Origin of the sequence: Kosakonia sp. S42 (assembly GCF_016624785.1) — a bacterium.
Taxonomy (GTDB): Bacteria; Pseudomonadota; Gammaproteobacteria; order Enterobacterales; family Enterobacteriaceae; genus Kosakonia; species Kosakonia cowanii.
The window spans coordinates 272131-284389 of sequence record NZ_JACVTW010000002.1 but is presented as its reverse complement, the minus strand read 5'-3'; the positions used below and the strand labels follow the sequence as shown (position 1 = coordinate 284389).

The following is a 12259-nucleotide window of genomic DNA, read 5'->3' as shown; positions in this document are numbered from 1 at the left end:
TTTGAATGCAGCACGCATCCCTCTTATCGCAACAGTGGCAAACGGTGCTTTCCCGCTTGCCGGAGGCGCTGACCGCGCGGCCGCTTAGCGCGCAGGCGCAGTCAGTGCTCACGTTCAGTGATTTCGTCCAGCAGAGCCTGGCCGCTTATCCCGAGTGGCTGGCAGAGCTTGAGAGCGCGCCGCCCACCGCAGAGGAGTGGCAGCACTATGCGACGTGGCTGGATGCGCTGCTGCAAAACGTCAGCGACGAAGCGTCGCTAATGCGCGCGCTGCGGCAGTTTCGCCGCCGCATCATGGTGCGTATCGCCTGGGCGCAGGCGCTGCGACTCATCAGCGATGAAGCGGTGCTGCAGCAGTTAAGCGTTTTGGCGGAAACCGTGATTGTCGCCGCGCGCGAGTGGCTCTACAGCGCCTGCTGCCGCGAATGGGGAACGCCGTGCAACGCGCAGGGCGTTGCGCAGCCGATGCTGGTGCTCGGCATGGGCAAGCTGGGCGGCGGCGAACTTAACTTCTCTTCCGATATCGATCTGATCTTCGCCTGGCCGGAAAATGGCGTGACGCAGGGCGGCAGGCGCGAGCTCGATAACGCCCAGTTTTTCACCCGCCTTGGGCAGCGGCTGATCAAAGTGCTGGATCAGCCGACGCAGGATGGGTTTGTCTACCGCGTCGATATGCGCCTGCGGCCGTTCGGTGAGAGCGGCCCGCTGGTGCTGAGCTTTGCCGCGCTGGAGGATTATTACCAGGAGCAGGGGCGCGACTGGGAGCGCTACGCGATGGTAAAAGCGCGCATTATGGGCGATGACGAGGGCGAGCATGCCAGCGAACTACGCGCCATGCTGCGCCCGTTTGTCTTCCGCCGCTATATCGACTTCAGCGTCATCCAGTCCCTGCGTAATATGAAAGGGATGATTGCCCGCGAAGTGCGCCGCCGGGGTTTGAAGGACAACATCAAGCTCGGCGCGGGCGGCATTCGCGAAATCGAATTTATCATGCAGGTGTTCCAGTTGATTCGCGGCGGGCGCGAACCGGCGCTGCAATCCCGCTCGCTGCTGCCGACCTTAGCGGCTATCGATCGGCTGCATCTGCTGCCGGAGGGCGATGCGGAGAAACTGCGCGCTGCCTATCTCTGGCTGCGGCGGCTGGAAAACCTGCTGCAAAGCATTAATGACGAGCAGACGCAGACGCTGCCGGGCGATGAGCTGAACCGCGCGCGTCTCGCCTGGGGCATGGGCGTGGAGAGCTGGGATGCGCTCAGCAGCCAGCTTGAGGCGCATATGGCCGCCGTGCGGCGCATCTTTAATGAGCTGATTGGCGATGATGAAGCGGAGTCCGCCGACGAGGCGCTCTCTGAACAGTGGCGCGAACTGTGGCAGGACGCGTTGCAGGAGGAGGACAGCACGCCGGGGATTGCGCATTTAAGCGATGAGGATCGCCGCCGCGTGGTGGCGCTGATTGCCGATTTCCGCCACGAGCTTGATAAGCGCCCCATCGGCCAGCGCGGCCGCCAGGTGCTCGATCACCTGATGCCGCACCTGTTAAGCGATGTCTGCTCGCGCGCGGATGCGCCGGTGCCGTTATCGCGCCTGACGCCGCTGCTTACCGGTATCGTGACCCGCACCACCTATCTTGAGTTACTGAGTGAATTTCCCGGCGCGCTGAAACATCTTATTTCGCTCTGTGCCGCTTCACCGATGGTAGCGAGCCAACTGGCACGCTACCCGATCCTGCTCGATGAACTACTCGATCCCGCCACGCTCTACCAACCAACGGCGATGAACGCCTATCGCGATGAGCTGCGCCAGTATCTGCTGCGCGTGCCGGAAGAGGATGAAGAGCAGCAACTGGAAGCGCTGCGCCAGTTCAAACAGGCACAGATGCTGCGCGTTGCGGCGGCGGATATCGCTGGCACGCTGCCGGTGATGAAAGTGAGCGATCACTTAACCTGGCTGGCAGAGGCGATTATCGATGCCGTGGTTCAGCAAGCCTGGGGGCAGATGGTGAAGCGCTACGGCCAGCCTGCGCATCTGCACGATCGTGAAGGGCGCGGCTTTGCCGTGGTCGGCTACGGCAAACTGGGCGGCTGGGAGCTGGGTTACAGCTCCGATCTCGATCTGGTCTTTTTACACGACTGCCCAATGGATGTGATGACTGACGGCGAGCGTGAAATTGATGGCCGCCAGTTCTACCTGCGGCTGGCGCAGCGCATTATGCACCTCTTCAGCACACGCACCTCTTCCGGCATCCTCTATGAAGTGGATGCGCGCCTGCGTCCTTCCGGCGCGGCAGGCATGTTAGTGACGACCGCCGAGGCCTTCGCCGATTACCAGAAGAACGAAGCCTGGACCTGGGAACATCAGGCGCTGGCCCGTGCGCGCGTGGTCTATGGCGACCCGCAATTGACGGTGCAGTTCGACGCTATTCGCCGCGATATTCTGCTGACGCCGCGCGATGGCGCGACGCTGCAAACCGAAGTGCGCGAGATGCGCGAGAAGATGTGCGCCCATCTTGGCAATAAACAGAAAGATCGCTTTGACCTGAAAACCGATGAGGGCGGCATTACCGACATCGAGTTTATCGCGCAATATCTGGTGCTGCGTTACGCCCACGACAAGCCGAAGCTGACGCGCTGGTCAGACAATGTGCGCATTCTGGAGGGGCTGGCGCAGAACGGCATTATGGAGGAGCAGGAGGCGCTGGCGCTGACCCATGCTTACACCACGCTGCGCGATGAGCTGCACCACCTGGCGCTGCAGGAGCTGCCGGGAAATGTGCCGCTCTCCTGCTTTGTCGCGGAACGAGAGCTGATTAAAACCAGCTGGGTGAAGTGGCTGGTGGAACCGTGCGCCCCGGCGTAAGTGTGATATCATCGCGCGCAAATTTTGTATCTCTCAGGAGACAGGAATGAAAGTTACGCTGCCAGAGTTTAAACAAGCCGGTGTGATGGTGGTGGGCGATGTGATGCTGGATCGTTACTGGTACGGTCCAACCAGCCGCATCTCCCCGGAAGCGCCGGTGCCGGTGGTCAAAGTTGACACCATTGAAGAGCGTCCGGGCGGCGCGGCGAACGTGGCGATGAACATTGCCTCGCTGGGTGCCTCCGCGCGCCTGGTCGGCCTGACCGGCATTGACGATGCGGCGCGCGCGCTGAGCAAAGCGCTGGCGGATGTTAACGTCAATTGCGACTTCGTTTCTGTTCCGACTCATCCAACCATCACCAAGCTGCGCGTGCTGTCACGCAACCAGCAGCTGATCCGCCTCGATTTTGAAGAGGGGTTTGATGGCGTCGATCCGCAGCCAATGCATGAGCGTATCAACCAGGCGCTGGGCTCGATTGGCGCGCTGGTGCTCTCCGATTACGCCAAAGGCGCGCTCAACAGCGTTCAGCAGATGATTGCGCTGGCGCGGAAAGCCGGTGTGCCGGTGCTGATCGATCCGAAAGGGACCGATTTTGAGCGCTATCGCGGCGCAACGCTGCTGACGCCGAATCTCTCCGAGTTCGAAGCGGTGGCGGGCAAATGTAAGAGTGAAGAGGAGATCGTCGAACGCGGTATGAAAGTGATCGCCGATTACGATCTCTCAGCGCTGCTGGTGACCCGCTCCGAGCAGGGGATGACGCTGCTGCAGCCGGGCAAAGCGCCGCTGCATATGCCGACCCAGGCGCAGGAAGTGTATGACGTGACGGGCGCAGGCGACACGGTGATTGGCGTGCTGGCGGCAACGCTTGCGGCGGGTAATTCGCTGGAAGAAGCCTGCTTCTTTGCTAATGCTGCCGCCGGTGTGGTGGTTGGTAAACTCGGCACCTCAACCGTTTCGCCCATCGAGCTGGAGAACGCCGTGCGCGGTCGTGCGGAAACCGGCTTCGGTGTGATGAGCGAAGAGGAGCTGAAAGTGGCCGTTGCCGCCGCGCGTAAACGCGGTGAAAAAGTGGTGATGACCAACGGCGTCTTCGACATCCTCCACGCCGGGCATGTCTCTTACCTGGCGAACGCGCGCAAGCTCGGCGACCGCCTGATTGTTGCCGTCAACAGCGATGCTTCCACCAAACGCCTGAAAGGCGAGACGCGTCCGGTCAACCCGCTTGAGCAGCGCATGATTGTGCTGAGCGCGCTGGAAGCCGTGGACTGGGTGGTGTCGTTTGAAGAGGATACGCCGCAGCGTCTGATTGCCGGCGTTCTGCCGGATAAGCTGGTGAAAGGCGGGGATTACAAACCGGATCAAATCGCTGGCAGCGAAGAGGTGTGGGCGAACGGCGGTGAAGTGCTGGTGCTCAACTTCGAAGATGGTTGCTCGACGACGAATATCATCAAAAAGATCCAGAAAAACAGCCAGTAAGCGGCTGTTAATGATGTAAAGCAGAACGGGCCTTGCGGCCCGTTTTTTATTACGGCGTATCGTCCACAGGCGGGATCGCCGGTGCCGGTTTTATCTCCGTCACCTCGGAGGCCACAACAGGCGCAGGAGCCGGTTGCGCGCTGGCAGCGGTGGAACCGCGGTTTTCCAGATCGTTCAGACGCTGCTCCAGCAGCGCCAGCTTTTCGCGGGTGCGCAGCAGAACCTGTGTCTGCACATCGAACTCTTCCCGGCTGACCAAATCAAGGCGGGTTAACTGCCCCTGCAAGGCTTGGCGAATCTTCTTCTCAACGTCTTCGCCAAGCTCACGGATCCCTTTCGGCATGGATTCGTGAACCTGTCGTGCAATCTGTTCAATTTTCTTCGGATCAATCATTTTCGGTTCCCTGCTCGGATGGGCTCAGCTAATTATTGTAGTGTGATAACCGCAGGTGATAAACCAGAATTGTTTGAAGCTTATGCATTGCCCGCCGTTATCATTGGCGTTATAGTTATCGCGCTTATTCTCAGGGCGGGGCGAAATTCCCCACCGGCGGTAAATCAGCGTACGCTGAAAGCCCGCGAGCGCTTCAGACTTCGGTTTGAAGGTCAGCAGATCCGGTGTAATTCCGGGGCCGACGGTTAAAGTCCGGATGGGAGAGAGTAACGATTCTGCCGGGCAAAGGTGCCCGCTCGCGTTATTTTTGGTCGTTTAATGACACTCCTAAGACTGCCCTGATTCTGGTAACCATAATCTTATTGAGGTCTTTTACCATGAATCAGACGCTACTTTCCTCTTTTGGCACCGCTTTCGATCGCGTTGAACAGGCGCTTGCCGCCCTGCGCGAAGGGCGTGGTGTGATGGTTCTCGATGATGAGAGCCGTGAGAACGAAGGCGATATGATCTTCGCCGCCGAAACCATGACCGTTGAGCAGATGGCGCTCACCATCCGTCACGGTAGCGGCATTGTTTGCCTCTGCCTGACCGACGAGCGTCGTAAACAGCTCGACCTGCCGATGATGGTAGAGAACAACACCAGTGCCTTCGGCACCGGTTTTACCGTCACCATCGAAGCGGCACACGGCGTTACCACCGGCGTTTCCGCCGCTGACCGCCTGACCACCGTGCGTGCTGCGATTGCTGACGACGCCAAACCGTCCGACCTGCACCGTCCTGGCCACGTCTTCCCGCTGCGCGCGCAGAAGGGTGGCGTACTGACCCGCGGCGGCCACACCGAAGCGACCATCGACTTAGTATCGCTGGCGGGCTTTAAACCGGCCGGCGTGCTGTGCGAATTAACCAATGATGATGGCTCAATGGCGCGCGCGCCGGAGTGCATCGCCTTTGCGAAGCAGCACAATATGGCCGTCGTAACGATTGAAGATCTGGTGGCTTATCGCCAGGATCTGGAGCGCAAAGCCAGCTAACGGCGAGTGCTCAGCAGAGAAAATCCGATGCCAGCGGCGTCGGATTTTTTTTTGCCTGCGCCATGTCAAAGTTTGGTGTGCTTACAGGACTTCCGCATTGCTATTAACCCTTCCTACTTATAAAGTGGTAGTCGCTGCGGCACGGAAATGCTGCGGCTAACCTATTATTTTTTCGAAGGTTTATTTGCGGAGGCGCCGTGTTTATTTCCTGGTATTGGTTACTGCTCGTAGTAGTGCTGGTGGTTGGTTATGTTCACGCCCTAAGACGCCGTTATAAGGCCTGCCGCCACGAGCGCGATGCCGTTTACGAGGGCTATCAGCGCGCGCAGGCGGAGCTGAAAAGATTTCAGCGCGCAGGCCAGACCAAATAGCGGAGCCGTTAACCGCCGAAGCCCATCGCCTGCAGGGCGACCAGGCTTAAGCCCATCACCGACATGCCGCACAGCACGCCGTAGCTTGGGTTGTTGTTGGGATCGATCTCCTTTGCCAGCGGCATTAACTCATCCACCGACAGCGCGACCATAATCCCCGCGACCGCCGCCATAATCGCCGCCATCACCACCGGCGAGACCAGGCTGCCGAGAATCAGCCACGCCAGCACGCCGCCCAGAATCTCCGCTAAACCGGAAATACCGGCCCACATCACCGCGCTGCGCTTTGAGCCCGTCGCCGCGTAGACCGGGCCTGCGACCGCCAGTCCTTCAGGAATATTGTGTAAAGCCACGGCAAAAGCGATGCCGAAGCCCAGCTCCAGATCGTTGCTGGCGGTGACATAAGTGGCGATCCCCTCCGGGAAGTTGTGCAGGCTAATACCGAGGGTCAGCAGAATAGCGGTACGGCGGATGCCGCGCGGCAACGCTTCCTGCGAGCCCTGCATTAAATCCTGCGCATGGGCATGGGGCAGCAGGCGGTCCAGCGCGAAGTAGCCGAGCAAACCCACGACAAACATGCCGTAACCGAGCATCGGCGGCATACTTTCGGTTGCCAGCGCGGCGGGGAGCATCTCCATTAACGAGATAAGCAGCATGATCCCGGCGGCAAAGCCGAGCGAAAACGCCAGTACGCGGTTAGAAGGTTTCTGGCCGATAACGCCCAGAATGGCGCCAATAAACGTGGCGGCACCCGCCAGAATGGTCAGAATCAACGGGACTGACATATATCGCTCCTTTATGATAATCATTCTCATTAATGTAAGTTTTCGCCTGCGGAAAAGCGAGGCAGCCACGGCACGTTTACCTATTCCTTACATTCAAAATTACTGACGATCTTCATCATGCTTATCTGAGTTCATCGCCCTGAGAAAAAGCGTAACCTGCTTTCATCATATTGGCATCTTCTGTAAGGATATCCTCATGTCTGCACCTCGTATGCCCGCGCTGTTTCTGGGGCACGGCAACCCAATGAATGCGCTGCAGGATAACGTTTATACCCGCGCCTGGGGGAAACTGGGCGATGCTTTGCCGCGTCCGAAAGCGATTGTGGCGATCTCCGCGCACTGGTTTACGCGCGGCACTGGCGTAACGGCGATGGAGACACCGCAAACGATCCATGATTTCGGCGGTTTCCCGCAGGCGCTGCACGACGTGCATTACCCCGCGCCCGGTTCGCCCGCGCTGGCACAGCGGCTGGTGGATCTGCTCTCACCGCTGCCGGTGACGCTCGATCATGAAGCCTGGGGCTTCGATCATGGCTCCTGGGGCGTGCTGATCAAGATGTACCCTAATGCGGATATTCCAATGGTGCAGCTCAGTATTGACAGCACCAAACCGGCGGCGTGGCACATGGAGATGGGGCGTAAACTCGCCGCGCTGCGCGATGAAGGGGTGATGATTGTCGCCAGCGGCAACGTGGTGCACAACCTGCGCACGGCGCGCTGGCACGGTGACACCACGCCTTTTCCATGGGCCGTCGCTTTCAACGATTTTGTGAAGCAGAACCTGACGTGGCAGGGGCCGGTCGAGCAGCATCCGCTGGTCAACTACCTCAACCATGATAGCGGTTCGCTCGCCAATCCAACGCCGGAACACTTCCTGCCTCTGCTCTATGTGCTTGGCGCATGGGATGGCAACGAGCCGCTGTCGATCCCCGTTGAGGGGATGGAGATGGCTTCCATCAGCATGCTGTCGGTGCAGGTGGGGTAAAAACGATGGCGCGCAATGCGCCATTTTTTTGCGCCAGGATCGCGGAAACCGGAGAAAGATCGCAAAAAAACGCCGCTGAACCGGGGTTTTTATGAAAATAAAAAGATCTGTTCTGCAAAAATGAAACGCCGTGCTGAATTTGGTGTTTTTTTGTGAACCCCATCGTCGCGCAAATTCTCACCAGTAACTACTCTTCTGATTGTCCTGCTCTCATACCCATAACCACTCTCGACTCCCAGCCACGTGCTTTCTGCTCGCGGCAGTTTTGACTGTGCCAAAAATTAAACCTCTGGAGATCCGGCAATATGAATTCTGCACAACGTTTTCTGACTTTTTCGATCGGTTCCGCTCTGCTCTTTATGTCGCATACCGCGCTCGCACAAACGTTTCGCGCCGCCGATGTTCATCCGGCGGATTACCCCAATGTCGTGGCGGTAAAACATATGGGTGAGAAATTAAGTAAAGCTACCGATGGCCGGCTGGAAATTAAAACCTTTCCCGGCGGCGTATTAGGCGATGAGAAACAGGTGATTGAGCAGGCGCAAATCGGCGCTATCGATATCATTCGCGTCTCGATGACGCCAGTGGCGGCGATATTGCCAGAGATTAACGTTTTCACGCTGCCCTACATCTTTCGCGATGAAGATCATATGCACAAAGTGCTCGACGGCATGATTGGCCAGGAGATTGGCAACCGGCTCTCTGCGAGCAGCAAATCGCGGCTGATTTTCCTCGGCTGGATGGATGCCGGCACGCGCAACCTGATTACCAAAGCGCCAGTTACTAAAGCGGAAGATTTGAAGGGGATGAAAATCCGCGTTCAGGGCAGCCCGATTGCTCTTGATACCCTGAAAGCGATGGGGGCGAACTCGGTGGCGATGGGGGTGAGTGAAGTCTTCAGCGGCATGCAAACCGGAGTGATTGATGGCACGGAGAACAACCCGCCGACCTTTGTGGCGCACAACTATTTGCCGGTAGTGAAGAACTATACCTGGAGCAAACACTTCATTATTCCTGAGCTGTTTCTCTTCTCAAAAGCCAAGTGGGATAAGCTGAAAAAAGAGGATCAGGAGCTGATCCTGAAGCTGGCGAAAGAGGCGCAGGTGGAGCAGCGCGAGCTGTGGAAAGCCTATAACGAGAAGTCGCTGCAGGCGATGAAAGCGGGCGGCGTGCAGTTCCACGACATCGACACCAAAGCTTTCTACGATGCCACGCAGTCGGTACGCGATAAGTACGGCAATGCGCACCAGGATTTGATTAAGCGTATTCAGGACGTGCAGTAAGCTGGCCGGGCAGGTTTGCCTGCCCGTTTGCGACTTCTACCGGGAAAACCGTTATGGCAGAACGCTATTCGTTGTTAATGGATATTCTCTATCGCCTCTCGATGTGGGTGGCCGGTCTGGCGCTGTTGGTGATGGTGGCGATTATCCCCGTGGGGATTTTCGCCCGCTATGTGTTGAACAGCGCGCTCTCCTGGCCGGAGCCGGTGGCGATCATCTGCATGGTGACCTTTACCTTTATCGGCGCTGCCGTGAGCTACCGTGCCGGATCGCATATCGCCGTCACCATGATGACCGACCGCTTAAGCGAACCGCTGCGTAAGGTCTGTTTCCTGCTGGCGGATCTGATGCTGATGGCGATCAGCCTCTTTATCCTCTGGTACAGCGCGACGCTGTGCGCCGAATTGTGGGAGCAGCCGGTGGCCGAGTTCCCGCTCTTTACCGCCGGAGAGAGCTATTTACCGCTGCCGATAGGCTCTGCGATCACCCTTCTGTTTATTGTCGAGAAGATGCTTTTTGGCGCGCAGTACCACCGTCCGGTGGTGATGCTCGGCTCGTCGAGCTGACTCCGGTAAGGAACCTTTATGGATGCATTTATTCTGGTCTTTACGCTCGCCATTATGCTGGCGATTGGCGTGCCGGTCGCCTATGCGGTCGGCATTAGCGCGGTACTCGGCGCGTGGTATATCGATATTCCGCTGGAAGCGGTGATGATCCAACTGACTAACGGCGTGAATAAATTCTCACTGCTGGCGATCCCGTTCTTTATCTTGGCCGGGGCGATTATGGCGGAGGGCGGCATTGCCCGCAGGCTGGTCAACTTTGCCTATATCTTTGTCGGCTTTATCCGCGGCGGCCTGTCGCTGGTGAATATCGTCGCTTCGACCTTTTTCGGTGCCATTTCGGGATCGTCGGTGGCAGATACCGCCTCGATCGGCTCGGTAATGATCCCGGAGATGGATAAAAAGGGTTACCCGCGCGATTTCGCTGCCGCCGTTACCGCCAGCGGATCGGTGCAGGCGATCCTCACGCCACCCAGCCACAACTCGGTGATCTACTCGCTGGCAACGGGCGGTACTGTCTCCATCGCGGCGCTGTTTATCGCCGGGATTTTGCCAGGCCTGCTGCTCAGTTTTACCCTGATGGTGATGTGCGTGGTCTTTGCCCACAAGCGCGGTTACCCAAAAGGGGAGCGGGTGCCGTTTCGCCAGGCGTTAAAGATCTTTGCCGATACGCTGTGGGGGCTGATGACGGTGGTGATCATCATGGGCGGCATTCTCTCCGGCATCTTCACCGCCACCGAATCAGCGGCGATCGCCTGTCTGTGGGCCTTTTTCGTCACCATGTTTATCTATCGTGACTACAAATGGTCCGAGCTGCCGAAGCTGATGTACCGCACGGTGAAAACCGTCACTATCGTGATGATCCTGATTGGCTTCGCCTCGGCCTTCGGTGCGGTAATGACCTATATGCAGCTGCCGGGCCGCATCACTGAGGCGTTTACCCAGCTCTCTGACAACAAGTATGTGATTCTGATGTGCATTAACATCATGCTGCTGCTGCTCGGCACGCTGATGGATATGGCGCCGCTGATCCTGATCCTGACGCCGGTACTGCTGCCGGTGACCAATGCGCTGGGCATCGATCCGGTGCATTTCGGTATGATCATGCTGGTCAACCTGGGGATTGGGTTGATTACGCCGCCGGTGGGATCGGTGCTGTTTGTCGCCAGCGCGGTGAGTAAACAGAAGATCGAGCAGGTGGTGAAGGCGATGCTGCCTTTCTACGCCATCCTGTTCGTGGTGTTGATGCTGGTGACCTATATTCCGGCCATCTCGCTCTTCCTGCCGAAGCTGTTTGGCGTGATGTAAGCTGGGCCTGAGAGAATAAAAAACCCGGCGCTGAGGGCCGGGTTTTTACTTATTCGACAAAGATATGCGGGTAGAAGCGGGAGAGATCCTGGGTGATCAGCGCCCGATCTTCGCGGATGCCGATACCGGCAGGCTGATCGTTAATAAGCCAGCTGCCAATCAGCGTATAGCTGTCGCCAAACTTCGGCAGCGGGTAGAACTCCTGCACGATCATCCCCTCTTCGCCGTACGGGCCCTCCACCGACTCGACGGTTTTGCCGTTCTCAACGATCGAGACGTTGGCACCTTCACGGGAGAAGATCGGTTTCACCACATACTTCTCCATCGGCGGATGATCTTCATCGGCAAACCAGGCTGGCAGCAGATTAGGGTGATCCGGGAACATCTGCCACAGCATCGGCAGCAGCGCCTTGTTGGAGATGATGCTCTTCCAGGCCGGCTCCAGCCAGCGCACGCCGGCATCTTCCAGCTTGGTGGAGAACATTTCGCGCAGCATGTATTCCCACGGATAGAGCTTGAAGAGGTTGCCAATCACCTGATCCTGCAGATCGGAAAACTGCCCCTTTTCACCGAGGCCAATATCTTCGATATAGAGAAACTCAGAGGCCAGCTCCGCTTCGGCCGCGCAATCCTGGAGATACTGCACGGTACCGCGATCTTCTACCGTATCGCGGCAGCAGGTGAAGTGCAGCAGCTGGAAGCCGTGCTGCTCGCGCAGCTCTGCAAAGCGTGCGATGAGCTTCTCCTGCAGGCTGTTGAACTGATCGCTGCCCTGCGGCAGGTTGCCGGCGTTGAGCTGATCTTCGAGCCAGATCCACTGAAAGAAGGCCGCTTCATACAGCGAGGTCGGCGTGTCGGCATTGTTTTCCAGCAGCTTAGGCTCCCCGATGCCATCCCAGGCGAGATCGAGACGTGAATAGAGCGAAGGCTGATGCGTGGCCCACGACTGGCGCACAAAGCCCCAGGTGTGTTTTGGAATGCGGAATTTGGTCATCAGTTCATCGCTGGCAACCACCTTCTCTACCACCTGCAGGCACATCTGGTGCAGCTCGGCGGTGACATCCTCCAGTTTCTCAACCTGGGCGAGCGTCAGTTTGTAGTAGGCATCTTCACACCAGTAGGGCTCGCCATACATGGTGTGAAAATTAAAGCCGTACTCCGCTGCTTTTTCGCGCCAGTCCGGGCGCTCGCTAATGCTGATTCTTTCCAT

Annotated in this window: 11 protein-coding genes and 1 riboswitch; of the genes, 8 read left to right on the top strand and 3 right to left on the bottom strand. The window is 58.0% G+C overall.

What is annotated here, in order from left to right; genetic code table 11:
• The first annotated feature begins 5 nt into the window (after positions 1-5).
• Together glnE and hldE are read left to right on the top strand one after the other, a co-directional pair.
• Complete coding sequence (glnE, locus tag IAE50_RS04700; RefSeq protein ID WP_200579710.1) at positions 6-2855, top strand: bifunctional [glutamate--ammonia ligase]-adenylyl-L-tyrosine phosphorylase/[glutamate--ammonia-ligase] adenylyltransferase; 2850 nt, start codon at positions 6-8, stop codon at positions 2853-2855.
• 46 nt (positions 2856-2901) lie between these two features.
• Positions 2902-4332 (top strand): bifunctional D-glycero-beta-D-manno-heptose-7-phosphate kinase/D-glycero-beta-D-manno-heptose 1-phosphate adenylyltransferase HldE, encoded by a 1431-nt coding sequence (hldE, locus tag IAE50_RS04695; protein WP_023480735.1) that lies wholly within the window; start codon positions 2902-2904, stop codon positions 4330-4332.
• Between the two features lie 49 nt (positions 4333-4381).
• Here hldE and IAE50_RS04690 read toward each other — a convergent pair whose 3' ends face one another.
• Positions 4382-4726, bottom strand: a complete 345-nt coding sequence (locus IAE50_RS04690; protein WP_054803012.1) for an accessory factor UbiK family protein — start codon at positions 4724-4726, stop codon at positions 4382-4384.
• A gap of 122 nt (positions 4727-4848) precedes the next feature.
• A riboswitch (FMN riboswitch) is annotated at positions 4849-4998 on the top strand.
• A 105-nt stretch (positions 4999-5103) separates the two neighbouring features.
• Here IAE50_RS04690 and ribB point away from each other — a divergent pair.
• Positions 5104-5757: a 3,4-dihydroxy-2-butanone-4-phosphate synthase gene (ribB, locus tag IAE50_RS04685; protein WP_023480747.1), complete on the top strand. Its 654-nt coding sequence runs from the start codon at positions 5104-5106 to the stop codon at positions 5755-5757.
• Between the two features lie 197 nt (positions 5758-5954).
• Positions 5955-6128 (top strand): hypothetical protein, encoded by a 174-nt coding sequence (locus IAE50_RS04680; protein ID WP_042717974.1) that lies wholly within the window; start codon positions 5955-5957, stop codon positions 6126-6128.
• 8 nt (positions 6129-6136) lie between these two features.
• Here IAE50_RS04680 and zupT read toward each other — a convergent pair whose 3' ends face one another.
• Complete coding sequence (zupT, locus tag IAE50_RS04675; protein ID WP_023481018.1) at positions 6137-6913, bottom strand: zinc transporter ZupT; 777 nt, start codon at positions 6911-6913, stop codon at positions 6137-6139.
• Between the two features lie 196 nt (positions 6914-7109).
• On the opposite strand from zupT, the gene ygiD reads away from it, so the two are divergent.
• From ygiD to IAE50_RS04655, 4 genes are all read left to right on the top strand, one after another.
• On the top strand, positions 7110-7898 hold the full coding sequence (gene ygiD / locus IAE50_RS04670) for a 4,5-DOPA dioxygenase extradiol (protein ID WP_200579709.1): 789 nt from the start codon (positions 7110-7112) through the stop codon (positions 7896-7898).
• 305 nt (positions 7899-8203) lie between these two features.
• Positions 8204-9181: a TRAP transporter substrate-binding protein gene (locus tag IAE50_RS04665; protein ID WP_200579708.1), complete on the top strand. Its 978-nt coding sequence runs from the start codon at positions 8204-8206 to the stop codon at positions 9179-9181.
• 53 nt (positions 9182-9234) lie between these two features.
• Positions 9235-9744, top strand: a complete 510-nt coding sequence (locus IAE50_RS04660) for a TRAP transporter small permease (protein ID WP_094422138.1) — start codon at positions 9235-9237, stop codon at positions 9742-9744.
• An 18-nt stretch (positions 9745-9762) separates the two neighbouring features.
• Positions 9763-11049: a TRAP transporter large permease gene (locus tag IAE50_RS04655; protein ID WP_042717980.1), complete on the top strand. Its 1287-nt coding sequence runs from the start codon at positions 9763-9765 to the stop codon at positions 11047-11049.
• Between the two features lie 49 nt (positions 11050-11098).
• On the opposite strand, the gene IAE50_RS04650 is transcribed toward IAE50_RS04655, so the two are convergent.
• On the bottom strand, positions 11099-12259 hold the full coding sequence (locus IAE50_RS04650) for a glutathionylspermidine synthase family protein (RefSeq protein ID WP_200579707.1): 1161 nt from the start codon (positions 12257-12259) through the stop codon (positions 11099-11101).